The 26,937-nt window shown below is 36.6% G+C and carries 22 protein-coding genes and 1 tRNA gene; 13 read left to right on the plus strand and 10 right to left on the minus strand.

All coding sequences use genetic code 11. From position 1 onward, the window contains the following. The first annotated feature begins 1 nt into the window (after nucleotide 1). Nucleotides 2-688: a tRNA pseudouridine(55) synthase TruB gene (truB, locus tag L1S35_RS06275; RefSeq protein ID WP_236397983.1), complete on the plus strand. Its 687-nt coding sequence runs from the start codon at nucleotides 2-4 to the stop codon at nucleotides 686-688. 1 nt (nucleotide 689) lies between these two features. Beyond that, the gene (locus L1S35_RS06280; RefSeq protein ID WP_236397986.1) at nucleotides 690-1,253 is read left to right on the plus strand and encodes a hypothetical protein; all 564 of its coding nucleotides are present in this window, start codon (nucleotides 690-692) and stop codon (nucleotides 1,251-1,253) included. On the opposite strand, the gene L1S35_RS06285 is transcribed toward L1S35_RS06280, so the two are convergent. Further along, nucleotides 1,245-1,853: a thioredoxin family protein gene (locus tag L1S35_RS06285; protein WP_236397989.1), complete on the minus strand. Its 609-nt coding sequence runs from the start codon at nucleotides 1,851-1,853 to the stop codon at nucleotides 1,245-1,247. The genes L1S35_RS06280 and L1S35_RS06285 overlap by 9 nt on opposite strands. A gap of 203 nt (nucleotides 1,854-2,056) precedes the next feature. On the opposite strand from L1S35_RS06285, the gene pyrH reads away from it, so the two are divergent. The 4 genes from pyrH to L1S35_RS06305 all read left to right on the plus strand — a co-directional run bounded on the left by pyrH (nucleotide 2,057) and on the right by L1S35_RS06305 (nucleotide 6,841). Beyond that, complete coding sequence (gene pyrH, locus L1S35_RS06290; protein WP_236397992.1) at nucleotides 2,057-2,764, plus strand: UMP kinase; 708 nt, start codon at nucleotides 2,057-2,059, stop codon at nucleotides 2,762-2,764. A gap of 71 nt (nucleotides 2,765-2,835) precedes the next feature. Then, a complete protein-coding gene (gene frr / locus L1S35_RS06295; protein WP_236397995.1) occupies nucleotides 2,836-3,396 on the plus strand; it encodes a ribosome recycling factor in 561 nt (186 codons plus the stop codon). Between the two features lie 93 nt (nucleotides 3,397-3,489). After that, nucleotides 3,490-5,973, plus strand: a complete 2,484-nt coding sequence (locus L1S35_RS06300) for a DUF5686 family protein (protein ID WP_236397998.1) — start codon at nucleotides 3,490-3,492, stop codon at nucleotides 5,971-5,973. Between the two features lie 61 nt (nucleotides 5,974-6,034). Continuing rightward, nucleotides 6,035-6,841: a class I SAM-dependent methyltransferase gene (locus L1S35_RS06305; RefSeq protein WP_236398001.1), complete on the plus strand. Its 807-nt coding sequence runs from the start codon at nucleotides 6,035-6,037 to the stop codon at nucleotides 6,839-6,841. Here the strand turns inward: L1S35_RS06305 and L1S35_RS06310 are convergent, their stop codons facing one another. After that, a complete protein-coding gene (locus tag L1S35_RS06310; RefSeq protein ID WP_236398004.1) occupies nucleotides 6,842-9,112 on the minus strand; it encodes a cation:proton antiporter in 2,271 nt (756 codons plus the stop codon). 183 nt (nucleotides 9,113-9,295) lie between these two features. Between L1S35_RS06310 and L1S35_RS06315 the strand changes: the two genes are divergently transcribed. The 4 genes from L1S35_RS06315 to L1S35_RS06330 all read left to right on the plus strand — a co-directional run bounded on the left by L1S35_RS06315 (nucleotide 9,296) and on the right by L1S35_RS06330 (nucleotide 15,335). Beyond that, a complete protein-coding gene (locus tag L1S35_RS06315) occupies nucleotides 9,296-11,713 on the plus strand; it encodes an efflux RND transporter permease subunit (protein WP_236398007.1) in 2,418 nt (805 codons plus the stop codon). 25 nt (nucleotides 11,714-11,738) lie between these two features. Then, on the plus strand, nucleotides 11,739-13,172 hold the full coding sequence (gene asnS / locus L1S35_RS06320) for an asparagine--tRNA ligase (protein ID WP_236398010.1): 1,434 nt from the start codon (nucleotides 11,739-11,741) through the stop codon (nucleotides 13,170-13,172). Nucleotides 13,173-13,253: 81 nt separating this feature from the next. Beyond that, nucleotides 13,254-14,720, plus strand: coding sequence for an RNA polymerase factor sigma-54 (gene rpoN / locus L1S35_RS06325; protein WP_236398014.1), 1,467 nt, complete (start codon nucleotides 13,254-13,256; stop codon nucleotides 14,718-14,720). Between the two features lie 9 nt (nucleotides 14,721-14,729). After that, complete coding sequence (locus tag L1S35_RS06330; RefSeq protein ID WP_236398016.1) at nucleotides 14,730-15,335, plus strand: hypothetical protein; 606 nt, start codon at nucleotides 14,730-14,732, stop codon at nucleotides 15,333-15,335. On the opposite strand, the gene L1S35_RS06335 is transcribed toward L1S35_RS06330, so the two are convergent. The 5 genes from L1S35_RS06335 to L1S35_RS06355 form a co-directional block, all read right to left on the minus strand. Then, nucleotides 15,330-16,034 (minus strand): porin family protein, encoded by a 705-nt coding sequence (locus L1S35_RS06335; RefSeq protein WP_236398018.1) that lies wholly within the window; start codon nucleotides 16,032-16,034, stop codon nucleotides 15,330-15,332. The two genes, L1S35_RS06330 and L1S35_RS06335, sit on opposite strands and share 6 nt — an antisense overlap. Nucleotides 16,035-16,114: 80 nt before the next feature. Then, nucleotides 16,115-16,201 (minus strand) — tRNA-Ser (locus L1S35_RS06340). Nucleotides 16,202-16,262: 61 nt separating this feature from the next. Then, on the minus strand, nucleotides 16,263-17,291 hold the full coding sequence (locus tag L1S35_RS06345; protein WP_236398021.1) for an asparaginase: 1,029 nt from the start codon (nucleotides 17,289-17,291) through the stop codon (nucleotides 16,263-16,265). Next, the gene (locus L1S35_RS06350; protein ID WP_236398024.1) at nucleotides 17,281-18,417 is read right to left on the minus strand and encodes a 1-acyl-sn-glycerol-3-phosphate acyltransferase; all 1,137 of its coding nucleotides are present in this window, start codon (nucleotides 18,415-18,417) and stop codon (nucleotides 17,281-17,283) included. Before L1S35_RS06350 ends, L1S35_RS06345 begins: the two co-directional genes overlap by 11 nt. A 64-nt stretch (nucleotides 18,418-18,481) precedes the next feature. Beyond that, nucleotides 18,482-19,252: a TatD family hydrolase gene (locus L1S35_RS06355; protein WP_236398027.1), complete on the minus strand. Its 771-nt coding sequence runs from the start codon at nucleotides 19,250-19,252 to the stop codon at nucleotides 18,482-18,484. Between the two features lie 100 nt (nucleotides 19,253-19,352). Between L1S35_RS06355 and L1S35_RS06360 the strand changes: the two genes are divergently transcribed. Both L1S35_RS06360 and L1S35_RS06365 read left to right on the plus strand, forming a co-directional pair. Beyond that, nucleotides 19,353-19,790: a retropepsin-like aspartic protease gene (locus L1S35_RS06360; protein WP_236398030.1), complete on the plus strand. Its 438-nt coding sequence runs from the start codon at nucleotides 19,353-19,355 to the stop codon at nucleotides 19,788-19,790. A gap of 84 nt (nucleotides 19,791-19,874) precedes the next feature. Then, nucleotides 19,875-20,804, plus strand: coding sequence for a hypothetical protein (locus L1S35_RS06365; protein WP_236398033.1), 930 nt, complete (start codon nucleotides 19,875-19,877; stop codon nucleotides 20,802-20,804). Here L1S35_RS06365 and L1S35_RS06370 read toward each other — a convergent pair whose 3' ends face one another. Next, nucleotides 20,805-22,064, minus strand: a complete 1,260-nt coding sequence (locus L1S35_RS06370; RefSeq protein WP_236398045.1) for a TCR/Tet family MFS transporter — start codon at nucleotides 22,062-22,064, stop codon at nucleotides 20,805-20,807. It lies immediately after the preceding gene. 246 nt (nucleotides 22,065-22,310) lie between these two features. Between L1S35_RS06370 and L1S35_RS06375 the strand changes: the two genes are divergently transcribed. Next, nucleotides 22,311-22,739, plus strand: coding sequence for a hypothetical protein (locus L1S35_RS06375; RefSeq protein ID WP_236398048.1), 429 nt, complete (start codon nucleotides 22,311-22,313; stop codon nucleotides 22,737-22,739). A 72-nt stretch (nucleotides 22,740-22,811) separates the two neighbouring features. Here the strand turns inward: L1S35_RS06375 and odhB are convergent, their stop codons facing one another. Together odhB and L1S35_RS06385 are read right to left on the minus strand one after the other, a co-directional pair. Then, nucleotides 22,812-24,035 (minus strand): 2-oxoglutarate dehydrogenase complex dihydrolipoyllysine-residue succinyltransferase, encoded by a 1,224-nt coding sequence (gene odhB / locus L1S35_RS06380; RefSeq protein ID WP_236398051.1) that lies wholly within the window; start codon nucleotides 24,033-24,035, stop codon nucleotides 22,812-22,814. A gap of 100 nt (nucleotides 24,036-24,135) precedes the next feature. Further along, complete coding sequence (locus L1S35_RS06385; RefSeq protein WP_236398054.1) at nucleotides 24,136-26,907, minus strand: 2-oxoglutarate dehydrogenase E1 component; 2,772 nt, start codon at nucleotides 26,905-26,907, stop codon at nucleotides 24,136-24,138. Nucleotides 26,908-26,937 lie beyond the last annotated feature (30 nt).

The raw sequence follows: 26,937 nt of genomic DNA on the forward strand, positions 1-26,937 counted from the left end.
GATGACTGCCGAAGACTTTTTAGAAGGTCAAATCCTTTTGATTGACAAACCATTAAAGTGGTCTTCGTTTCAGGCAGTGAACAAATTGAAGTACATTTTAAAACGCAAATACGATCTTCCTAAAAAATTCAAAATTGGTCATGCCGGCACTTTAGATCCTTTGGCAACAGGCTTACTGATTGTTTGCACCGGGAAATTCACCAAACGAATTACCGAAATTCAAGGGCAGGCTAAAGAATATACCGGGACTTTTGTTGTTGGAGCTACAACGCCATCTTATGATTTAGAAACCGAAGTCGATGCCACTTTTCCAACCGAACATATTACAGCCGAATTGGTTCAGGAAACAGTAAAACAATTCATTGGTGAAATAGACCAAAAACCACCTGTTTTCTCCGCCATAAAAAAAGACGGGAAACGATTGTATGAACATGCACGAGAAGGTTCGGAAGTTGAAATTGCTTCGAGAAAAACAACCATCCATGAATTTGAAATCACCAAATTTGATTTGCCCGAAATTGAATTCAGAGTAGTTTGCAGCAAGGGAACTTACATACGTTCGTTAGCTTTTGACTTTGGAAAAGCACTAAATTCTGGCGCACACTTATCTGTCTTACGCCGAACAAAAATTGGAGATTTCTCTGTAGAAAACGGAATTACTCCCGAAGAATTTGAAAAACAGAATTAAAATGAAGCAGCTATTTTTATTCTTCGTTTTATTTATAAGTCAATTTGGCTTTGCCCAAGACGAAAAGCCTGAACCTCGAAAATATCCCGAAGATCCAAAACCGATTTATAAAAAAATTGAACTTTCAGTACCCTTAAAAGTAAATCAATATGCGGGAGAAATTAACCCATATACCGGCGAAAAAGAATTTTGGTTTTTACCTGACGGAATAACTCTCAGAGCCGGAATTGGTGGCCATTTAGATAAATGGATTGGAGTTGGGATGAATATTGGACTAGACTGGAAAGGCAGCCGTTGCTTGGTAGTAGCTCCTATTTTTGGTTCCGTTCGCCTGAGTCCGAGAATTGCAGAGGATATTCGTATTACTTCTGAAGTTGGCTATGGCAGAGCCTTATCTATCAGTGGCGACAGATTATCGGGTAATTTTAAAAAAATAAGCCTCGGCATAGAAGACGAAAAAAGTGGCGGTGGACTTTATATAGAATTGTGTCAATACGGCTTTTCAAAAAATAGTCCTGAGAGAATTGGAAGTGTTAGTATAGGAATAAACTGTTTTTTATTCTAATTCAAGTCTTGTCATTAACTCCATTATTTCTTTTTGAGTAGAAACTCCTTTATCGTGCAAATACCAAAGTTGTAAATCGGTTTTCGCTTTTTCATCAATCAGACCGTGTTGCTTTTTATAATCCAAAATTAATTGTGTCGCACCATTTGGTCTTGGTCCAAAATCACCTAAAACTTCTAAGGTGTTTTTATCCAAAACAATTAACTTCGGAATTGACTTGGTTCCATTCGTCAAAAATAAATTCATCAGTGCTTCATTTTCATCGCGAAAAACAATCTTCAAATCAATTTTGTCTGAAAGCTGCGTCATTTTATATACCACCGGAAGAATCTGTGCTGCATCGCCACACCAGCCTTCGGAAATTACTAACCAGATATATTCTTTTTGACAACTTTGTAGCTTTTGTACATTTTCTGTAGCTATAGTAATTGTTTTCTCTAAACGATTCATTCGGGTTTCGTTGAGTTCGCTGTAATGTGTCAGCGCTTCCGATTGTTCATTACCTGTTGATTTACCTTCTTTTAATAAGGATTGGATGCGACTTCGGTAGTCGGTATAACTATAACTTTGCGAAAGACTTTTTTCTATAATAGATTTCATAACTTCTTTTTGATGCTGCGAAGTTACAAAACCAACAAGTCAAAAAACATGATAATTGTTGGTTAACATTCTTTTTAGCAAATACTATAAAAAAACAGAATATGTTTATATTTGCATCACTTTTGATATTAAGAGGAGAATGTCCAGTGGACATTCGGCTTTATAGTCTTAGTCAAGTTTGAAATTAAAATAAGTACGTACCAATGAAATACAAAAGAATTCTTCTAAAACTAAGTGGCGAAGCATTAATGGGCGAAAGACAATACGGAATTGACCCAAAACGTCTTGCCGAATACGCTGATGAGATTAAGGAAATTCACGATAAAGGTGTAGAAATAGCAATCGTAATTGGTGGCGGAAATATTTTTAGAGGAATTGCAGGAGCCAGTAATGGTATGGACAGAGTTCAGGGCGATTATATGGGAATGCTCGCAACAGTTATCAACGGAATGGCTTTACAAGGTGCGTTAGAAGATAAAGGAATGTTGACGCGTTTGCAAACGGCTTTGAAAATTGAAGCGATTGCCGAACCTTATATCAAAAGAAGAGCGGTGCGTCATCTTGAAAAAGGAAGAATTGTTATTTTTGGTGCCGGAACCGGAAATCCATATTTTACTACAGATACTGCTGCGGTGCTTCGTGGCGTTGAAGTACACGCTGACGTAATTTTGAAAGGAACGCGTGTTGACGGAATTTATGATTCAGATCCTGAAAAAAACGCAGCTGCAATAAAATTCGAAAGCATTACTTTTGATGATGTTATCAAAAAAGGATTAAACGTTATGGATTCGACAGCATTTACTTTAAGTCAGGAAAATGCTTTGCCAATAGTAGTTTTTGATATGAATACAAAAGGAAATTTATTGAAAATATGCAACGGGGAAAATGTTGGAACCGTTGTGAAAATATAGTTGACAGTCGCAGTTGGCAGTCGCAGAAAAAATGCACTGAAAACTGAGACTGAGACTGAAAACTTTTAAATATGGAAGAAATTGAATTTATTTTAGACAGTACAAAAGAATCGATGGTTGGTTCTATTGCACATTTAGAAAAAGAATTTTTAAACATACGCGCCGGAAAAGCATCACCGCAAATGTTGGGAAGTGTTTTTGTAGATTATTATGGTTCGCAAACACCGCTGTCTCAAGTTTCCAATGTGAATACTCCGGATGCCAGAACGATTACCATTCAGCCTTATGAAAAAAGCATGTTGCAAACCATAGAGAAAGCTATTATGGTAGCCAATCTTGGTTTCAATCCGATGAACAATGGTGATACTATAATCATCAGCGTTCCGCCGTTGACCGAAGAAAGAAGACGTGACTTGGTAAAACAAGCCAAAGCCGAAGCGGAAGATGCAAAAATCAGCATCCGAAATGCCCGTAAAGATGCCAATACCGAAATTAAAAAATTAGAAAAAGAAGGTACTTCAGAAGATGTTTGTAAAAGTGCCGAAGAGGATATTCAAAAATTAACGGATAGTTTTATCCGAAAAATAGACGAGCACTTGGCAGTAAAAGAAGCCGAAATTATGAAAGTGTAACTTTGTTAATTCAATATTAAAATCCGTTTCGATGTATCGAGACGGATTTTTTTATTCCTATTTTTGTCAAACCTTTGTGCCAATCACTTTCAAATGAAGCGACTATTTCTATTGTTCATGTTCTTCACATTGTCGCTCCAAGCACAATTTCATGTCAATGGAATTATAAAAGATTCCGAAACCAAAAAAGCACTTCCGTTTGCAACCCTAAAAACCGAAAACGGCTTTTCGACCATTGCCGATGTTGATGGAAAGTTCAATTTTATCTTAGCTTCACAACCCGAAACGCTGACAATTTCCTATATTGGCTATGAACCGAAAACTATTTCACTATTTGAAATAAAGACTTTTTTTACGCTTTATCTTCAGCCAAAAATTGATACTCTGAAAGAAGTGACCATTTCAAATGTAAATCCGGCCAACGCTATTATTTCAAAAGTCATTCAGCTAAAAGACACTAATAATCCACAGAAAAAATTAAGTAGTTTTCAATTCAAATCGTATAACAAATTACTCGTAACCGCCAATCCTGATTCGATTATCGGGAAAATCGATACTGTTTTTGTGGATGCTGTTTCAAAAGATAAAATCGCCAAAATAGATTCATCAGATTACAAGTTTAAAAAGATTATTGACAAGCAACATTTGTTTCTGACCGAAAAAGTCTCTCAATTTCAGTTTGAAAAACCAATACTGAAAGAAACTATTTTAGGCACTAAAATGGCGGGATTCAAAGAACCAATCTATGAGTTTTTGGGTTTCAGTTTGCAGTCGTTTTCTATTTATGACGAAAAATACGAGCTATTCGAAACCAAGTATAAAAGTCCGATTTCCAGAGAAGCACTTAAAGAATATCGCTATAAAATCCTCGACACAACTTACATAGATAACCGGCAGTTAGTTGTTTTATATTTCAAAAATAAAAACAAGAAAGGTTTGGAAGGCTTGCTTTATGTTGATAATGAAAACCAAGCAATTGCTAAAGCAGTGATGCGGATTCGAGGCGTTTTAGACATTACTGGAATTCATGAATTTAGTTATTTGCCCAATGAAAAAGTTTGGTTTCCTATTCGCAAAAACTTCAAAATTGTAAAAGGAAAAAGTAAAGAGCCAACAGCTGTTTTGGGTGGACGAATTGAGTTTGCAGCCGAAAATGATGATAGTGATTCGAAAAAAGCGGCTTCCGATTTCACTTATCTTTCTTCCGAAATGCATGCGTTTGATTTGGTAGTGAATAACAATCTGAAAATCAAAAAATCCTCGGTAGCTATCGAAGTTAAAGACAATGCCAACAAAAGAGATGATACTTTTTGGAAACAAAACAGAACGGATAGTTTGGACACGCGAAGCGAAAGAACTTATGTGGTTTTAGACAGCATCATCACCAAAGAAAATATAGAGCGGAAAATTAAATTTGGACGAAAAATAATCAACGGTTATTTGCCTTTTGGTCCGTTTGATTTTGATTTACGCTATCTATTAAGTTATAACAATTTTGAAGGATTTCGCGTTGGTCTTGGCGGGATTACCAATGATACTTTTTCTAAAAAACTTCGTCTCGAAGGTTATACAGCTTATGGTTTGAAAGACGAAACCATCAAATACAACTTAGGAACAGCAGTGAGAATTGGCAATTTTTCCAACACTTGGATTGGCGGTTCTTATACAGATGATGTTCGGGAGATTGCGAGTACCAGTTTTGCAACAGACAAAAGAGTATTTAAAATCTATGACCCAAGACCAATTAACATCAGTACTTTTTATAACCACAAAACGTGGCGCGGTTATATTGAAACCAAAATTATTCCGAAAACAGAAACCATTTGGCAATTTACCCATAGTGAAATAAGTCCGTTGTTCAATTATACTTTTGCATATGACAGCCATTTGTATCGTGATTATACGATGTCGACCGCAATGTTTTCGATACAGTGGAATCCGTTTAGCGATTATATGCAAACACCAACTGGCAAGATTGAATTTGAAAAACGGTTTCCAAAATTCTCTTTTCAGTTTACTAAATCACTCCCTAATTTCTTTGCCAATGATTTTGATTTTGGAAAAGTTGATGCCCGAATTGAATACGAAAAAAAATACTTAAACGGGCAAAAATCGGCTGTTTTACTTCAGGCAGGTTATGCTTTTGGAGCACTTCCGATAACACATTTGTACAATACTTCGCCAAATAATCTGACCAAAGACAATCTTTTACAAAGAATAACCATTGCCGGAAAAAACAGTTTTGAGACGATGTATTTCAACGAATTCTTTTCGAGTGAGTTTGTTATGCTTCAATTCAAACACGGATTTAAAAGAGTAGAATTGTTCAAAAGCGTAAAGCCTTCATTGGTTTTGGTAACCCGAATGGCTTGGGGAAATATCCAGCATCCTGAAAGACATATTGGGATTGAATACAAAACTCTAAATCGAGGCTTTTTCGAATCGGGAATTGAATTAAATCAAATTTACAAAGGTTTTGGATTAACCGGATTTTACAGATATGGTCCAAATCAATTGCCCCGATTTGAAGACAATTTAGCCGTGAAATTGAGTTTCGTACTTGATATTGGATTTTAAACTTTTAAGTCACACAAAGAATTATAAAGCATATATTTACCACAAAAAACTGCAAATATTAATGAATAAAGGACAAATTTCCAGTATATTAAGAAAGCTTCGATTGATTTATTTGGCAGACTGGGCACATTTTTATGTTGAGCGGTATAAAAATCAGAAGAATAATTCGGCCTTTAAAAAGAATAATCCCGATGTAAAATTACCTCCCGATTATCTTATATACGAATCATTTCAGATTGATTACACAAAATATTATACGGAGAGCATTAATACTGCAAAATGGGTTGCCGATTATTTTAGCAAATATTTAGATTTAAAAAACAAAAAGATACTTGATTGGGGTTGTGGTCCTGGCAGGGTAATTCGTCATTTGCCTAATGTCGTTGGCAATGGATGCAGCTATTATGGAACCGACTATAATAGGCAATCCATTGACTGGTGTTCAAAAAATCTTCCCGGAATTAGTTTTAATTGTAACACTTTGGAAGCAAAACTTCCTTATTCTGACGATACGTTTGATGCTATATATGGAATTTCAATTTTTACGCATCTTTCAGAGCAATTGCATTATGATTGGTATACTGAATTGCATCGAATATTGAAACCGGACGGCATACTATTCCTGACTACTCAAGGTGATAATTTCAGGGTAAAACTAATTCCTTCGGAAATTGCACGATATGACGCTAATGAATTAATTATTCGTGACAAAGTGAAAGAAGGACATCGAATGTTTTCAGCATTTCATCCTACTGAATTCATGAAAAAGCTATTCCATAATGCTGAAATTTTAGAGCATTATGCTGAACCAATTCCGGAAACAGGCAATTGGATTCCACAAGACGTTTGGATTATTAGAAAGAGATAATTACGGCTTAATAATCAAAACCGAAGGTATATCGGTTAACCATGAAGCTTCCTCTTCAACCAATTTTTTCCAGGTTTCTAAACTAAAAACGATTAAATCCTGCTGAGCCAAAAATGGTTTGTTGAGTTTATCCGGATGAAGAACTTCGATGTTATCCGGATGGTTTTGTTCTAAAACAGCTAATGCATTTTCAACTATAAAGTTGTTTTTTGTATGCCCGTTATCGTCCAAAATGGTAACATGAGAATTGTTATTGTATATTAATTTTTGGGCATAATCAATTAAGAAAACATCACCAACGCTGTAAATACCAACGAATACTTTATCGATTTGATGCAAATCTTTATCAATCAAAACGCCAAGAGGAGTTTTAGTTTTGGAAATAATCAAGCGCGTTCTGTCGTCAAAAGGCGAGTTTTCAAACAATCCTTCTTTTCCTTTAAATTTATCTAACAATCTATCCGGATTGATAATTCTTGTTGTAAATCCAAGTACCTTCCCCAATATTGTTCCTTCAAAAATAGATTTCCCTAAGCCAACCAATACCAAATCGTATTTCCCTTCATGGGCAATGTCGGCAATATCGGTTTCCATATCGTTGGTTGCTTTGAATATAGTGGTAATGTGTTGTTCCAGTTTTCGGGATTCTTTTACAATAGGCTCAAATGTTTCCTTTTCATATTCTTCCAAATTATAGGCGTGCATTTCATCACTTGCGGTTAAATGCATAGCTGTAATATTAGCTGAATCGGGTTGCTTTTTGATAAGGCTGTTTGCTAAACGAAGCAGTGATTTTCCCTTTTGATTGTTCCCAAAAGAAATCAGAATATTATAATCGGAACTCTTTTTAACCTCGGAAGGAATAATAGCATCTTTGGTTTTAAAAATAAAATTGATAATATCCAATGCCGGTCCGGTCATAAATGTAGTCACCAAAGCCATGATAACCATCATAGTAAACACTTTTGGCGAAAGCACACCCAATTCGTATCCAATGTTCAACACAACCAATTCCATCAAACCTCGCGTATTCATCAAAGCACCAATGGTTAAACTATCGCGCCAGCTTTGCCCAACAAATCTTGCGGCTAATGCGCTTCCAAAGAACTTCCCAGCGACAGCAACTAAAATGATAAATCCGGTAACTTTCCATAAATAAGGTTCATTTATTAAGCCAATTTCTGTTCGCAATCCGGTAAAAACAAAGAATAATGGTAATAATAAAATCAGGGAAACATCTTCTACTTTTTCAATAAAAACATTTCTGAATTTTGATATATCAGGCATGATAACTCCTGTCATAAAAGCACCAAACAATGCGTGAATGCCAATGATTTCGGTCAAATAAGACGAGACAATAAGTGTTAGGAAAAATATGGCTACAACCGATTTCTTAATGTTTTCTTTTTTAGCATACAATTCCCCGATTCGTTTTAGGAATGGTTTAACCACAAAAAGCATCATTAGGACATAAGCAACTGCTAACCCAATGACATACAGCGAACTCACAAAACTTCCTGCTTTTACAATGGCAATAACGGCTGCCAATAAACACCAAGCGGTGATATCATCGGCGGCGGCGCAAGTAATAACAATGGTCCCCAATCTGGTTTTATGAATGCCTCGCTCCTGAACAATCCTAGCCAAAACAGGAAATGCCGTGATACTCATGGCAATTCCCATAAATAAACTAAACGATAAAAACTCTATGCCGGGAGGCGCAAATTGGTGATAGATGTAATACGATAATCCGATACCCAAAGCAAACGGAATTACAATACTTGCATGACTAATTACAACTGCTTCGTTGGCTTTGTTTTTTAAGACTTTCAAGTCTAATTCCATTCCGATAACAAACATGAAAAGTATCAACCCAATCTGACTCAGTAATTGAAGATTTCCCAGAGAAGCTATAGGGAAAAGCGCCTCTTTCATATCCGGTAAATACTGTCCGAAAAGCGATGGACCAAGAACAATTCCGGCGATGATTTCTCCAATAACAGAAGGCTGACCAATCTTTCTAAAAATCCAACCAAAAATCCTGGCAACAAGAACAATCGTAATAATTTGGAATAACAATAATGCTAATGGATGCTGTAAATTGTGAAATAATGAAGAAAGAAACTGAACCCATTGGCTATCTTCTGATGATGGTGAAACTATTTTTCTACCAACTTCAAGTAGTTTTCCTTCTTCAACAATTCTATACATCAAATAGGTAAATCCGCCTGTAATGAAAATATAAAATAAAGAGTTTTTAAAATTTCTCATCCAAAAAAGTTATGCTTGTGCATACAAAGATGCTAAAAACAAGCTAATTTTTTTAGTTTTTTTTATCAGATTAACAATTATTTAAATCTAGACTTTTAATCTCTTATAAATTAAGGAAAACTTTATACAAAACGACTACTCTTTTTAAGGTTTTGATTACCTTTGCAACCCATTTTAGGATTTATGAAAAAGTTGTTAGGTATTGGTTTTTGGGAATTTATCGCTCGGATAATCTTAAGAAATCGTATAGCTGTTATAATTGGTATTCTTGTCATCACAGGAATGCTGATAACGCAATTCAAACACATACGGTTTACCCAAACAGAAGCCAATTTAATTCCGGCCGACGACAAAGTAAATTTAGATTACGATAAATTCCTGAATCATTTTGGCGAAGAAGGCAATTTGATTGTCATTGCGACCAAAGACAAAAAACTATTTACCCCAAAAGTTTATAAAGAATGGCGTGATTTGATGAATACCATCAAGTCGAGTAAAGAAGTGAGTCTGGTAGTTTCGGTAGATAATCTGCAAAAGCTTACCAAAAATGATTCGCTTGAAAAATTCGAATTAAAACCTTTGGTTGATAACAGCAAAATTCAGAGCGAACAGTATCTGAAACAGATTCAAAAAGAATTATTCACCAAACTGCCTTTTTATGAAGGTTTGTTGTTCAATAAAAAAACAGGTGCAATCCGATCTGCCATTTACTTAGACAAAAAGATTGTCAATACGAAAGCCCGAAAGGAATACGTTTTAAACAATTTAATTCCGGCTCTGGCCAAATTTAAAAAAGCAACCGGAATCGAACTGCACACTTCGGGCATGCCTTATATCCGAACGCTGAATGCCAAAACCATTATTGATGAAATTGGCTTGTTTATTGGCGCCGCATTGCTAATCACTTCGCTGATTTTCTTTTACTTTTTCCGTTCGTTCAGAGCAACAATGGCGTCACTTATTGTTGTAATTGTTGGTGTCGTATGGTCATTTGGAATCATTGGTGCATTGGGTTACGAGATTACTGTATTAACCGCTTTAGTACCAACACTGGTTATCGTAATCGGAATCCCAAATTGTATTTTCTTTATCAATAAATACCATCAGGAATACCACAAACATTCCAATAAGGCCAAAGCATTACAGCGTGTAATTACCAAAACCGGAACGGCAACATTGATGACCAACATCACAACTGCGGTTGGTTTTGCAACGTTTATTGCAACTAATAATGTATTGTTGAGAGAATTTGGCGTAGTGACAACAATCAATATTTTGGCTATCTATTTACTGAGTTTACTTATTATTCCAATCTTCTTTAGTTATATCCCATCGCCAATTCCGAGACATCTTGGACATTTAGAAAGAGAATCTCTGACTTCCTTTTTAAAATGGATTGTCAGCACTGTAAAATACAACCGTCTTGGTGTATATATTACCTCGATTTGTTTGTTGATTTTTGGAATTATCGGAATTGGAAAAATCAAAGTTTCAGGAAGTATTCTTGAAGACATGCCAAAAAAGACAGTGTTTTTTGATGACATCCGTTTCTTCGAAAAGGAATTTGACGGCGTGCTGCCTTTGGAAATCATGATTGATACCAAAAGAAAAAACGGTGCAATGAAACTTTCCAATCTGAGAAGAATGGAAGAATTGGAACATACCATTACCGATATTCCCGAGCTTTCAAAACCATTGTCTATTGTAAACATTGCCAAAAGTTTCAATCAGGCGTATTATAATGGAAATCCGGATTTTTATACTTTGCCTTCCAAAAATGAGGAAATTTTTTTATTGCCATACATCAAAAATTCGCTAAAAAATTCCAAAGACAATCAACTGAAAAGTTATATTACTTCTGATGGAAGTGTGGCGAGAATAACCACTTTTATCAAAGATGAGAATGGTGAAAGAATGGAAGCCATCGAAGCACACATTCGGAACAAAGTGAATAAATTATTCCCTTCGCCAAGATACGAAGTTATCATAACGGGTAAAGCATCCGTATTTCAAAAAGGAACTAAATATTTACTGGACAATTTACTTTCATCATTGTTGTTTGCCTTTTTCCTAACCGGAGCTTTGGTTGCTATTATGTTCCGATCGTTCAAAATGGTTTTGGTTTCGATAATTCCAAATCTATTGCCATTATTGATGACTGCCGGATTGATGGGCTTTTTGGGTATTCCGTTAAAGCCATCAACATTGTTAGTTTTCGGAATTGCATTCGGAATGTCGGTCGATGATACCCTGCGCTTTTTGGCACAATACCGTTTGGAATTGTCACGAAACGACTGGAAAATAAAGAAATCCGTATTCGCTACTTTTGACGATGCCGGAATAAGCATGTTCTACACTTCGATTATTTTATTTTTCGGATTCTCGGTGTTTATGTTGTCGAGTTTTGGCGGAACTGTTGCTTTAGGCGGATTGGTTGCATTGACTTTGTTTTTTGGGATGTTGTCTAATTTGGTTTTGCTTCCTTCATTGGTTTTAACCTTAAATAAAACTTTGGCTAACCAACAGGAATTACCTGAACCAATTATCAATATTTTGGAACCGACAGACGAAGATATTGATGAATTAAAAGAGGAAAAATAATTTATATTTGCAAAAATAATTTATAATGAAACATACCAAAGTTAAGAGCTTACTAAACAGTGAAAAAACGATCTCAGAAGTAAATGCAAAAGGTTGGGTAAGAACTTTTAGAAACAATCAATTTATCGCGTTGAACGATGGTTCGACAATTAATAATATCCAGTGTGTTGTTGACTTTGAAAACACACCTGAAGAAACTTTAAAAAGAATTACAACCGGAGCTGCGATTTCGGTAACCGGAGCATTGGTAGAAAGCAAAGGTGCTGGTCAGAAATACGAAATCCAAGTTACAAAACTTGAAATACTTGGAGATTCTGATGCTGAGAAATTCCCGATGCAGCCAAAGAAACATTCGTTGGAATTCCTGCGTGAAAATGCACATTTACGTGTTAGAACCAATGCTTTTGGAGCAATTATGAGAGTGCGTTCGGTTTTGGCTTTTGCGGTGCATCAATATTTTCAGGAAAAAGGTTTTGTGTATGTGAATACACCTGTAATTACGGGTGCTGATGCAGAAGGAGCAGGCGAAATGTTCCAGGTAACTTCATTGCCATTAGATAATTTGCCAAGAAATGAAGAAGGAAATATCGATTACAAAAAAGATTTCTTCGGAAAACACACGAACTTAACAGTTTCCGGACAATTGGAAGGTGAAACTTTCGCCATGGCTTTGGGACAGATTTATACTTTTGGACCAACATTCAGAGCTGAAAATTCAAATACTTCTCGTCACTTGGCGGAATTCTGGATGATAGAACCGGAAGTTGCTTTCAATGATTTGAATGACAATATGGATTTGGCTGAAGATTTTATTCAGTATGTAATCAAATATACGATGGATAAATGTGCTGAAGATTTAAAGTTTTTGGAAGGCCGTTTATTGGAAGAAGAAAAACAAAAACCACAGGCTGAGAGAAGCGAAATGAGTTTGTTAGAGAAGTTAAACTTCGTTTTAGAAAACAATTTCAAACGTGTCTCTTATACCGAGGCGATTGATATTTTAAGAGATTCTACTCCGAATAAAAAGAAAAAATTCAGCTATATCATCAACGAATGGGGTGCCGATTTACAATCAGAACACGAAAGATATTTAGTTGAAAAACACTTTAAATGTCCGGTAATTTTGTTTGATTATCCGGCAAACATAAAAGCATTCTACATGCGTTTGAACGAAGACGGAAAAACCGTTCGCGCGATGGATATCCTTTTCCCCGGAATCGGAGAAATCGTTGGAGGTTCGCAAAGAGAAGAGCGTTACGATGTTTTGGTTGAAAAAATGAAAGCCTTAGGCATTGACGAAGAAGAACTTTGGTGGTATTTAGACACCCGAAGATTTGGTTCGGCTGTGCATTCAGGTTTCGGATTAGGATTTGAAAGATTGGTATTATTTGTAACCGGAATGACAAACATCCGCGACGTAATTCCGTTTCCTAGAACACCACAAAACGCAGAGTTCTAAAGTTAATTTGTTGATTCGGTAATTCGGTTATTTGTTGTTAACTTTACAAATAACCAAATCCACAAATAACCAAATAGCCAAATGTTAAAGCAGTTTCTAAATCTAAAATTATCACAAAAACTATCACCTCAGCAAATTCAGTTGATGAAGTTGATACAATTGCCTACGCAGGCTTTTGAACAACGACTCAAGGAAGAAATGGTCGAAAATCCGGCTTTGGAAAGTGGCAAAGAAGAAGAAGAATTGTACGAGAAAGATGAGTTTGATAACAATGACGAATACGATGATTATGATGATAATGAAAACATTAACGCAGACGAAATCAATATCGACGAATATTTAAGCAATGACGAAACGCCTGATTACAAGCTTCAGGCCAATAATTATAGTGACGATGATGAGGAACGCCAAATGCCGTTTGCAGCATCAACCAGTTTCCATCAGGATTTAATCAATCAATTAAATACTTTTATCTTAACGGATGAACAGCGCGATATTGCTGAATTTTTAGTTGGAAGCATTGACGATGATGGTTATTTACGCAGAAGCGTCCCGGATATAGTAGACGACATGGCGTTTACGCAAGGCATTTATACGGATGAAAAAACCGTTGAAAAAATCCTGCATATCATTCATGATTTAGAGCCTTCCGGTGTTGGTGCACGCGATTTGCACGAATGTTTGTTATTACAACTTCGCCACAAAACACCGACAGAATATGTTGATTTAGCCATCAATATTATCGAAAATAATTTCGAGGCTTTTACCAAAAAACACTACGAGAAACTTCAGGCAACGTACGAAATTTCGAAAGAGCAACTCAAAAAAGCGATTGAAGAAATTGAAAAACTAAACCCAAAACCAGGTGGTTCTTTTGACAGTAACAGCCGAACGGTAGAACAAATTGTTCCCGATTTTGCTATTCGAATTGTTGATGGCGAATTAGAACTTACGTTGAACGGCCGAAATGCGCCTACCCTTCACGTTTCCAAAGATTATCAGGAAATGCTGCAAACCTATAAAGTTTCCAAAGACAAATCGCATGCGCAAAAAGATGCTGTGCAGTTTATTAAGCAAAAATTGGATTCGGCCAAATGGTTTATCGATGCGATTCGACAACGTCAGGAAACGCTTTTTGTGACGATGAATGCCATTATGCACTTTCAACAAGAATATTTCCTTGATGGAGAAGAAACCAAGTTAAAACCAATGATTTTGAAAGATATCGCCGATATGGTTGGTCTTGATATTTCAACCGTTTCGCGTGTAGCAAATAGTAAATATGTTGAAACACCATACGGAACCAAATTGATAAAAGAGTATTTTTCAGAATCAATGAAAAACGATCAGGGTGAAGATGTTTCAACTTTGGAAATCAAAAAAATTCTGAAAAACATTATTGAGGAAGAAGACAAAAGCAAACCTTTACCTGACGATCAGCTAGCCGAAATCTTAAAAGAAAAAGGCTATCCAATTGCCCGAAGAACCATCGCGAAATACAGAGATTTGCTTGATATTCCTGTAGCCAGAATGAGGAAAAAAATATAAAAATACACTTTGAAAAAAATCCTTCCTTTTTTTTCGTATCTCTTCCATCCTATTTTCATTCCGTTTTTAGGAACTGTTTTTTATGTTTTGCTCGAAGACCGGTATTTTACTTTACCACAATACCTGATTCTTTTTCTACAAATTATCATCATTACTTTCCTTTTACCAATTGCGTTTTTTTATCTGTTACGAACCTTTGGAAAAATAGAAAGTGTCATGCTTTCTGATCAATCTCAACGTAAAATTCCTTTGTTATTGCAGTTAATGCTATTTGGAATTTTGATAGAAAAAAGCATTACGGTTGACCGGTTTCCAAACTTGTATTTCTTTTTTGTTGGAGGATTTTTAAGCACTGCTATTGCATTTCTTTTGTTGTATGCCAAGTTCAAGGCGAGCATTCACATGATTGGCATTAGTTCACTAACCGTTTTTATAATTGGATTAAGCATTCATAACCAAATCAACACCATCAATACTGTTATTTTTTTTGTACTGATGAATGGACTTGTTGCTTCTTCACGCTTAGTTATGAATGCACATTCGAATAAAGAATTGTTAGTTGGATTTTTGTGTGGTGCAATTCCACAAAGTGTTTTACTCTATTTTTGGTTATAAAATATAGAACATCAAACCAAAATTGATTGTGCCCATATCAATGGATTGATTGCCAATTTTTGCGGAAGATTTAAACAGAGGATTTAGTCCGTAATAAGCATAAAAATTCCATGTATTCCATCCTGCAGCTACGTAGACTCCATAATGAAACTGATTTAAATCCTTATTATTCGATTGCCTAAAGTCACCAATTGATGCCTTTGATTTATATTCGTCATAAAACAAATAGCTCAACTTCACACCTGTGTAAACTCTCCAAAATATATGACTTTCAGGCGTAGAATCGCGCCATCTGAATTCAATAGGTAAATCAACAAAATGCAATGATAATTTGTTTTTAGGAAAAGAAACATCCGAGTCAAAAATTTGATAGGTGTTTACTCCGCCAACATCTCTAATTCCTAAATTCTGATTGTAAATAGCCATAGTATATCCCAATCCAGCCGCTATAGAAACGGTTCTGTTTTTATTAATTGGCATATCTCTCAAAAAGCCAAATGCAATTCCGGGTGAAAGTTTGTTTTGGGTAATTCCATCCGGTCGTTTTCGCAAAGCATTATAGGTAATGTTTAAATAAAACTGGTCTTCACGATATAACGAATCTACAGCATCAAAATCGATTTCATCTTTAATTTCTTTTTCTTGGGCTGAAATGCCAAGTGATATAAAGAATGCTAAGATGAAAAGTTTGATTCGCATGGAAGTAATATTATCTCAAGCGAAAGTACATCATTTCGTTTGAAAAAACAAAGCCGAAGCAATTGCTTCGGCTTTTATCGCAGAGAGGATGGGATTCGAACCCACGATGCAGTTGCCCACATACAAACTTTCCAGGCTTGCTCCTTCAACCACTCGGACACCTCTCTAATTTTGAGGTTGCAAAGAACCGCATTTTTTTTCAGTAAAAAAAGCTTGTTTTGGAATTTGTTACTGCATTTCGCCACGCAATGATGTTTCGAAAATAGTTTTGAAAACTGCCGGGGCCACATTTTGCCCTAACAGGTACATTAGTTTTGTAATCGCCGCTTCGGTAGTAATATCTTTTCCAGAAATTACGCCAATTTTTTTTAGTTGTGAACTGGTTTCATATTGTCCCATATTGACACTTCCGCCCGAACATTGCGTAACATTTATGATGTGCAATCCGCTCTTAATGGCTTTTTTCAAAGTTTGTATAAACCATTCTTCTGTTGGTGCGTTGCCCGAACCATAGGTTTCCAGAATTATTCCTTTTAAATTCGGAATCGAAATTATGGCTGATAAAACCGATTCATTAATGCCCGGAAACATTTTCACAATCACCACATTGCCTTCCATTTTTTTATGGACAACCAATTTCTTCCCAGCTTGCTTTTGCATTAATAAATGAGAATTGACATTTAAATGAACACCCGATTCTGCCAAATGCAGGTAATTTGGGGAAGCGAAAGCATTAAAATGTTCCGCGTTTATTTTTGTGGTTCGGTTTCCTCGATATAGTTTGTATTCAAAATACAAACAGACTTCGTGTATTACTGGTTTGCCTTTTTGTTGCAACGATGCTATTTGAATAGCCGTAATCAGGTTTTCTTTGGCGTCAGTTCTTAAATCTCCGATTGGTAATTGAGAACCGGTGAAGACAACTGGTTTATTTAAATTTTCCAGCATAAAACTCAAGGCTGAAGCTGAATAAGACATCGTATCTGAACCATGAAGTACTACAAATCCGTCAAAGTTAGCGTAATTACCTTCTATGATTTCTGCAATTTCAATCCATTTTTCGGGATTTATATTCGAAGAATCAATAGGTTTTTTAAAGGAAATCGTTTCGATATTGCAATCTAAATGTTTGAGCTCCGGAATTTTTTGCAATAGCTTTTTAAAGTTGAATGCTTTCAAAACTCCCGTTTCAAAATCTTTTATCATACCAATAGTTCCGCCGGTATAAATTAAAAGTATGTTGGGTTTAGTTTGCATTCAGATATTTTGATTTATTCACGACCGGATTGGCATACATCGCTAAAAAACTTTCTACCATTTGTGGATTGTTTTCATCGATTCGCATTTCCAATCTTCTTTCAAACAACGACTTTTCGTTTTCCGTATAGAAATTGCTGTATGTATTGGATTTGTTCAGCAAATCGTGGGCAATATAATTGGTTGGCCACAGTTTATAACTCTGTAAAATAGAGTCATCAATGGCTTGTGCTAATGCCTGAATTTGCTTATTCGAATTATCAAATTCTTCAGCAATTTTATCTAATTCCGTATTCAAAATATCCCCAACATGAATATGGATGTGTTTCTTTTGACCAATTATTCCACTTAACAACGTAATAAAATCTTCATTTTTTTCCTTGATGTAAATCTCATCATTGGCTTCAGCAATTAACTGAGGCATTTTCAAAGCATCTGTCGGATCATATTCATACGAAATCGAAACCGGAACAATTTTTATTTTCTTAAAATAATCCATCAAATTTGCTTCGTCTGAACCCATTGCCAGCATTTTCAGTACGCCCGAATGTGTTGCGTCGTTCCCGTCTTTGGTTCTTCCTTCGCGTTGTGCAATCCAAACCGAACGATTTTCCCGTAGCAATAATTGCCCGATGTATTCCGACATCAATTTAGAACTTTCCAACAATTCTCTTGGTGGTAAACCACGTTGTACTAAAAAGTTCCTGTTGAGTTTTGATAAGGTTTTCAGGAAAGATTTTTTTACCAAATTATCTCCAATTGCCGATGCAGTCATCACCAATCCATGATCAAACAAGGCTACATTCAATAAAGAAGTATCTAAAATAATATCCCGATGATTGGAAATAAAAAGATACGGTGTATGTGGCTCCAACTTTTCAAAACCGGAAGTAGTCAATCCTTCGGAGCTTTTCTCCAAAACTTTCTGAATGGATTTATAAATGAAATTGCATTGAAAATCACGAATGGAATGCGTTCTGCTTAACTGGCTGCTCCATTCTTCTTCACTCAATTCAGGAAATGTAAACCCCATCAAAGCCTTCATCATCGGATGATTTACTGCGGAACGAATGGCTTCATTGACTTCGGCATCGTAAAAAGGACGGATATTGTCAAATTTCTGCATCTTGGCTTACATTTTTGAAAGACAAAAGAACAAAAAAAAAGTCAATTTTGAGTTAATTTCTAGGTTAAATCCCAAAAATAGCTTTAGAGTTTTCGGTCGTTATTCGGGCAATATCTTCAATTGGCAATCGGTATATCGACGCTAATTTTTCGGCAACCAATTTGGTATAACTGCTCTCGTTTCGTTTGCCTCGAAATGGAACCGGAGCTAAATAAGGCGAATCGGTTTCGAGCACAATGTGTTTCAAATCGATTTCATTTAAAAACTGATCAATCTTTCCGTTTTTAAATGTTGCAACTCCACCTATTCCCAATTTCATATTCAAATCTATTGCTCTTTTGGCCTGACCGAAATCACCAGCAAAGCAATGGAAAATCCCAAATAAATCGGTCGCTTTTTCACTATCCAACACTTCAAAAACTTCATCAAATGCCTCTCGGCAATGGATGTTGATAGCTAATTTATATTTTTTGGCTAATCTAATTTGATACTGAAAAGCTTCCTGCTGAATTTTCAAAGTGGTTTTGTCCCAATACATATCGACACCAATTTCACCAATGGCATAAAACTTTCTTTTTGCCAGTTCGGTTTCAACATGTGCCAATTCTTCTCTATAAGTTTCAGGCTTAACATAGCAAGGATGCAAACCCATCATCAGAAAAATGTTTTGAGGAAATTGACTCTCTAAATCATACATTTTTTGTGTATAACCCGAATCAATCGACGGAACAAAAAAACGTGAAACTCCGGCATCAATGGCACGTTGAATCATTTCGGTTCTGTCGTTTTCAAATTCTTCAGAATAAAGATGTGTATGTGTATCGGTTAAAATCATTGGGTAAAAGGCACTAAGGTTCTAAGGCGCTAAGGTACTAAGTTTCTACAGATTTTTATGGTGTTAGATTTTAGATTACATTTGAAATTCATTTGATTATATGAAACATCTTCAGGACTTACTCAAAAAAGAAAAATACAAGAAAATAAATTTTAAGGTTTCTAAAACCCAGCATTTGCTGGTTAAGGCATCTATCAACGGAGTTTCAGGGAATTTTATTTTAGATACCGGTGCTTCCAACAGTTGTGTTGGTTTTGAAAGTATTGACCGTTTTAATCTCAAAGCAGGAAAATCAAAAACTAAAGCTTCGGGTGCGGGCGCAACCGGAATGTTTACGCAACTGGCAAAAAACAATTCACTACAAATTGGTCGTTGGAAAACTACCGAGTTACATTTAGTCATTTTTGATTTGTCGCATGTCAATGAGGCGTTGCAACAATACAAAGCCAAACCGGTTCATGGCATTATTGGTGCGGATATTTTATTAGAAGGCAAAGCGATTATTGATTATTACAATCACTGTTTGTATTTGAAGTAAACTATTATATTTTTTTATTGCATTCGTAAGCAACCAATTACAAATTTCAACGTCCTCATAGCAATATTAACAAATATACAAACCATGAAAAAATCAGCCTTATTCTTATTTCTAGCCTCTTTTTTATTTGTTTCCTGTAGTGATAATGAAAACGAAAACGTTGTGGTGGGAGACACAATTTCAACAGAATTGAAAAATTTATTCAGTCAAAATACCGATAATTTGATTCAAACTTTTCACATGAATGCTTCAGATAATTCCATAGTATTTACATCGCCTAATGGCGTTGCTTTGACAATTGACCGTTCGTGTTTGAGAAAAAATGGAGCAGCTGTTACCGGTATTGTCGATTTCGAATACATTGAAATTTTTGATAAGGGAACTATGTTAGTGACCAATAAAACTACTTTAGGGCTGGTGGGCACTGAAAAACATTTATTGACTTCTGGTGGTGAGTTTTATATTAATGCTACTCAAGGTGGAGAGCAACTTACAATGACATGCAGCATGTTTTTAAATGTCCCAACTTCAATCACAGGCGGGACAGATAATAATATGAATGGTTTTACAGGTGATGAAGATGCTAATGGTAATATTTTTTGGAGTAACTCGACAAGCAATGAATTTTGGGCTTCAAATTTAAGTCCTGCAGCTGCTGAAACCTACAACACATTTGTTGGTGAATTTGGCTGGTTTAATTGTGATAGATTTTTGAATTACCCTGGTGCTAAAACGAAAATAACAGCATATGTTCCTCAGGAATATGGTAACGGAAACAGCTTGATGTTTCTAGCGGCAAAGGATTTTCCAAACTCTCTGGGACAAACATCCGGGACTTACCCAATAGGTTTAGAATGCAGCTTAATTTTTGTGGCTGAAGAAAATGGAAGTATCAGATATGCCATCAAACAGAATATCGTTCTCACAGCTAATCATCAGGTTACTTTTGAGTCTTCCGAAATGGCAACGGCAACAACTGCAGAAATGGTAACGATAATTAATGCATTGCAATAATTATTCTAAGTTTTCAGTACTAAAGTCATCAACAACCTTGATGACTTTTTTGTTTGAATGTAAAGTGTAAAAAGCAATAATCGTACTCAATAACATCAAAAATCCTCCTAAAAGAAATGGAGCTCCGGGTAGTTGAAATGGTGCTTCTTTATGGGTAAAGAAATAAAAAGTATTAGTCATCATTGGCGGTCCAATAATAGCTGAAGCACTCATCAAACTTGCCAAGGTTCCCTGAATTTCACCTTGCTCATTCGCTGGTATATGACCCGATATTTCTGATTGTAAAGCTGGTCCGGCAATTCCGCCAAGACAATACGGAATTAAAAACACAAACATCATCCAGCTTTGTGTTGCAAAAGCAAAGAGCAACATTCCGGCTGTGTATAAACTCAACCCAATATAAATACTTTTTTGGTTTCCAAATTTCGGGCTTGTCCAACGAATTAATCCACCTTGCACAAGACCAACTAAAAGTCCAACGACGCCAAGAGAAATTCCAACCATTTTTTCATCCCAATTGAAACGGTACATCGTGAAGAAACTCCAGTTGCTGTGAACCGCATGCGAGCCAACATACAAAAGGAAAATGGCTAAAATCAAACCAATTAAAGATGGATATTTTTTTAATCTTGTCAAAGCCGTAATCGGATTGGCGCGTTTCCATTCGAATTCTCTTCTGTTCTTTTTAGGTAAGGATTCAGGCAAAATAAAATAGCCGTAAAGAAAGTTAAGCAGGCACAAAATCGCAGCCGCATAAAACGGAACTCTCGAACCAAATTGCCCGAGTAATCCGCCAATTACCGGCCCAATTATAAAGCCCAAACCAAATGCGGCACCAATCATTCCGAAATTTTTCGCTCTGTTTTCGGGTGTACTAACATCAGCAATATAGGCCGAAGCCGTTGTAATACTCGCTCCTGTCAAACCTGCAATAATTCTTCCGATAAACAGCCATGTAATTGTTGGTGAAAAAGCCAGCAAAAGATAATCCAGCGCAAAAGCAAAAAGCGAGATAAGGATAATTGGTCGTCTCCCAAATTTGTCGCTCAGGTTTCCAATTAACGGCGCACAAACAAACTGTGTAATCGCATACGCAAAAGTCAACCAACCACCATATTTTGCCGCTTCACTAATATCGCCTTGAATAAGTTCGGCAATCAACTTTGGGATTACCGGAATGATAATTCCCCAACCGGTAATATCAATAAGCATCGTGATAAAAATAAATCCTATCGCAGCTTCTTTTTGGTTTTTCTTCATTTATGCTGAATTTATTTACTTAGTCAGTTCGCTTTGCTCGAGTTAGTATCACTATAAGTTTAGTTTTTGGGCGTTACCTCGTTCCAAAAAACGAGGTCGGGCTTTTGTCTCGTCCAAAGACGAGACTCCAATACCTAACGCAGAATCCACACGAGTGTAGCGAACTGGCATTGCAAATAAACGAAAAATCCCGCTTCAATAATCAACAACATTTTTATTTATATTTGAGAAATCTTAGAAATAATTATGAAAAAAATAGTTTTATTCATTTCGATAGTTGCATTGGCTGTTTCATTAAATTCCTGTTCGAGTGATGGCAGTGGCAACGGTGATACCGTTAGTTTCAAAGTGAACGGTGTTCAGAAAAACTTTAACGTTAATACCGAAGAGGATACAGGATATCTTTTTGTTACTGGTCATGGCACGGCAGATAACTCTAATGAATCAATAGAGCTTTCTATTTATCCTGCCAGTGATTCAAATGTAAATCCAATAGAGCATTTCTATTACAGCAAACCAGACGAAGTGAATGGCTCTTACATAATCATTTCCAATTTGACATCAAGGACTTCGCACTCAGCAAGTGGAACTTTTTCAGGAAGCATAACAGGTTCTAGCAATAGCGAAGACTTAATTATAACAGAAGGAATATTTTCCTTAAGTGCCAATAGGTAAAATAAAAAAATCCCGCTTCAAAATAAAGCGGGATTTACATATATAGGCGCCTCATCCGAGGCGGAATAAATCCTAAAGCTCTAACGCTTTTTTAGGATTGTTATCCATTAAAATTTCTATCGGGTTTTCTAATGCTTCTTTTACAGCAACCAAGAATCCAACTGACTCACGTCCGTCGATGATTCTGTGGTCATAAGAAAGTGCTACGAACATTACCGGTGCGATAACGATTTGACCATTTTTTACAATCGCTCTTTCTACTACATTGTGCATTCCAAGAATTCCTGATTGTGGTGGATTAATGATTGGTGTACTCAACATACTTCCGAAAACACCTCCGTTTGAAATGGTGAATGTTCCGCCTGTCATTTCATCAACAGTGATTTGACCGTCACGGGCACGAATCGCCAATCTTTTGATTTCAGCTTCTACACCACGGAACGATAATAATTCTGCATTTCTCATTACCGGAACCATTAATCCTTTTGGACCGGATACCGCCACAGAAATATCGCAGAAATTGTATGCTATTTTCTCCTGACCATCAATCATTGAGTTTACATCAGGATATAGTTGTAACGCTCTGGTTACTGCTTTTGTGAAGAACGACATGAAGCCCAATCCTAAACCGTGTTTGGCTTTGAATTCTTCTTTGTATTGTTCACGTAAAGCGTAGATTGCTGTCATATCTACTTCGTTGAACGTTGTCAACATCGCAGTTTCGTTTTTCGCAGAAACTAATCTTTCCGCTACTTTACGACGCAACATCGATAATTTTGTTCTTTCTGAACCACGGTTTCCACCGGTTGGTGTTCCCATTGATGGCACAGCATTTACAGCATCATCTTTGGTGATTCTTCCGTCTCTTCCTGTTCCGATAACATCAGATGGTTGAATGCTTTTCTCGTCTAATATCTTTTTAGCCGCCGGTGATGGTGCCTGAGCTGCATATGTTTTTGCTGCAACCGGAGCTGCCTTTACTTCTTCTTTCTTTGGTGCTTCTGCAACTGGTGCTGCTTTTGTTTCCTCTTTTGCTGGTGCAGAACCACTTGGTTTTGCTGCGCTTGTATCGATTAAGCACACAACAGAACCTACGGCAACTGCATCGCCTTCTTCTGCTTTAAGTGTGATTGTTCCGCTCGCTTCTGCTGGTAATTCTAATGTTGCTTTATCGGAATCAACCTCAGCAATCGCTTGGTCTTTTTCTACATAATCGCCGTCTTTTACTAACCAAGTTGCAATTTCAACTTCTTTTATCGATTCTCCCGGTGAAGGGACTTTCATTTCTAAAATCATCTCTTATAATTTTATAGTGTTGTTTTATATTTTTTCTAGCCCGGATTGGAACGGCATCCTTTTGCGAAGCAAAAGATACAGTGGAAAGCCGGATTAGCTTCTAACGAAATAAATTTTTATCAAATACCATTCTGATAGCATCCGCATGACGTCTTCTGTCTCTGGTATGACTTCCTGCTGCAGGCGCTGAATATGCTTTAAGCGAAGCCAATCGCCATGGCACTAAATCGAAATTCATCAGCATATAACTGTAAGCTCCCATGTTTTTTGGCTCTTCCTGTGCCCAAACGAAATCGTCGGCATTTGGATAACTTGCAATAATTGCTTTCAACTGCTCTACAGGCAACGGGAACAATTGTTCTATACGAACCAAAGCTACATCATTTCTGCCTAAATTTTCTCTTTCGGCAAGAATCTCGTAATAGAATTTTCCTGTGCAGAAAACTACTGTTTTTACTTTTTTCTTGTCAACCGAATTATCATCAATCGTTTCCTGAAAACTGCCTTTGTACAATTCCTCACGAGTGGAAACGCACATCGGATGACGCAGCAAACTTTTTGGTGTAAACACAACAAGCGGTTTACGGAATTTGGTCTTCATTTGACGACGCAACAAGTGGAAGAAATTCGCAGGTGTTGTACAATCGGCTACATACATATTGTGACGGGCACAAAGTTGTAAATAACGTTCCATACGTGCCGAAGAGTGCTCTGCTCCTTGTCCTTCGTATCCATGCGGTAACAAAAGAACGATACCGTTTTGGTTGTTCCATTTGTCTTCACCACATGAAATATATTGGTCGATCATGATTTGAGCTCCGTTAGAGAAATCCCCAAATTGTGCTTCCCAAATCGTCAACGCATTTGGATTTGTCAAGGCATAACCGTAATCAAATCCTAAAACACCATATTCTGAAAGGAAGGAATTGAAAATGTTGAACTTTCCTTTTTTATTTTTTAAAGTATCCAAAAGCACTACTTCTTCCTCGCTGTCTTCTACTTTTACAACCGCATGACGATGCGAGAATGTTCCTCTTTCAACGTCTTGTCCTGAAACACGAACATCATAACCTTCGGTCAATAATGAACCGTAAGCCAAAGTTTCTGCTGTTCCCCAATCGATAGTATCATTATCGTAACCTGTTTTTCTGTCGGTAACGATTTTGGTAATTTTGCTGATAAATTTTTTATCAGATGGCAAGGTGGAAACCGAAACGATGATTTCATCTAATTTCTTTTTGTCAAAAGTGGTATCGACTTTTTTCAGCATTTCATCATTCGAAACCTGAACATAGCCTTTCCATTCGTCCTGCAAAAAGGGCTTGATGATAGTCAAATTCTTTTTACGTGACGCTTGCAGATTTTCATCTAATTTGTCTTTGTAATCGTTCTCTATTTTGGTCACATAAGCGGCATCAATAATTCCGGCTGTGATTAATTTTTCAGAGTAAATATCTCTTGGATTTCTATGTTTTGCAATGATTTTGTATAAAACCGGTTGCGTAAAACGCGGTTCATCACCTTCGTTGTGACCATATTTTCTATAGCCTAACAAATCGATAAACACATCGCGGCCAAACTGCATTCTGAAATCTAACGCAAAAAGCATAGCATGAACAACAGCTTCCGCATCATCCGAATTCACATGAAGTACAGGTGACAGAGTTACTTTGGCCACATCCGTACAATAGGTTGACGAACGTGCGTCTAGATAATTAGTCGTAAATCCAACTTGGTTATTGATAACGATATGAATAGTTCCTCCGGTTTTGTATCCGTCAAGTTGTGCCATTTGCACAATTTCGTAAACGATTCCTTGTCCGGCAACTGCGGCATCACCGTGAACGGCAATTGGCAATACTTTTGAGAAATCATCCGGGAAATATTTGTCTTGTTTGGCGCGGGTAATTCCTTCAATAACGGCTCCAACCGTTTCTAAGTGGGAAGGATTTGGTGCCAAATTGATATTGATTTTTTTCCCTGATTTTGTTTTTCTTTCCGATGTTAACCCTAAATGGTATTTAACGTCACCATCGAAATATTCTTTATCGTAATCTTTCCCGTCAAACTCTGAGAAGATATCCTGAGTGGCTTTTCCGAAAATATTTGCAAGGATATTCAATCTTCCACGGTGAGCCATTCCCATTACGAATTGCTCCACACCTTTTTCGGCAGCGGCTTCAATAAGCGCATCTAATGCCGGAATAATGCTTTCGCCACCTTCGAGCGAGAATCGTTTTTGACCTACATATTTTGTGTGCAAAAAGTTCTCAAAAGAAACTGCCTCATTTAGTTTTCCTAAAATGTGTTTCTTTTGATCGGCATCAAAATTTGGTTGATTGTCGTTAATGTTTATTCTGTCTTGAATCCATTGAATAATCTTTGGATTTCTCATGTACATGTATTCGATACCAATGTGTTGGCAATAGACGTTTTTCAGATGGTTCAGGATTTCCTGAAGCGTAGCCGGTTTGTGTCCCAAAATTTTGGCGGCATCAAAAACCGTATTTAAATCGGCTGAAGACAACCCGAAATTTTCGATATCTAATGATGGCGTAGAAGTTCTTCGGGTACGAACCGGATTGGTTTCAGTAAAAAGATGTCCACGAGTTCTGTAGCCGTCGATTAATTTCAATACGTTAAACTCTTTCTGAAGTTTGTCTGAAACCTGTCCGTTCTGAGGAACATTGGCAGCATAATTGGCCAAGTCAGCTACAGCGCTTTCTTCATTAAAAGTCGCCATTCCAAAGTCGAAGCCTTGAAAAAAGGCTCTCCAACTTGGCTCAACGCTATCTGGGTTTTGAAGGTATTGTTCGTATAAATCGGCGAAAAATTCGGTATGTGCTGCGTTTAAAAAGGAAAACCTATCCATAAAATATAATTGAATGTCCTGATTTGTAAA

This window comes from Flavobacterium anseongense (assembly GCF_021608185.1).
Lineage (GTDB): Bacteria > Bacteroidota > Bacteroidia > Flavobacteriales > Flavobacteriaceae > Flavobacterium > Flavobacterium anseongense.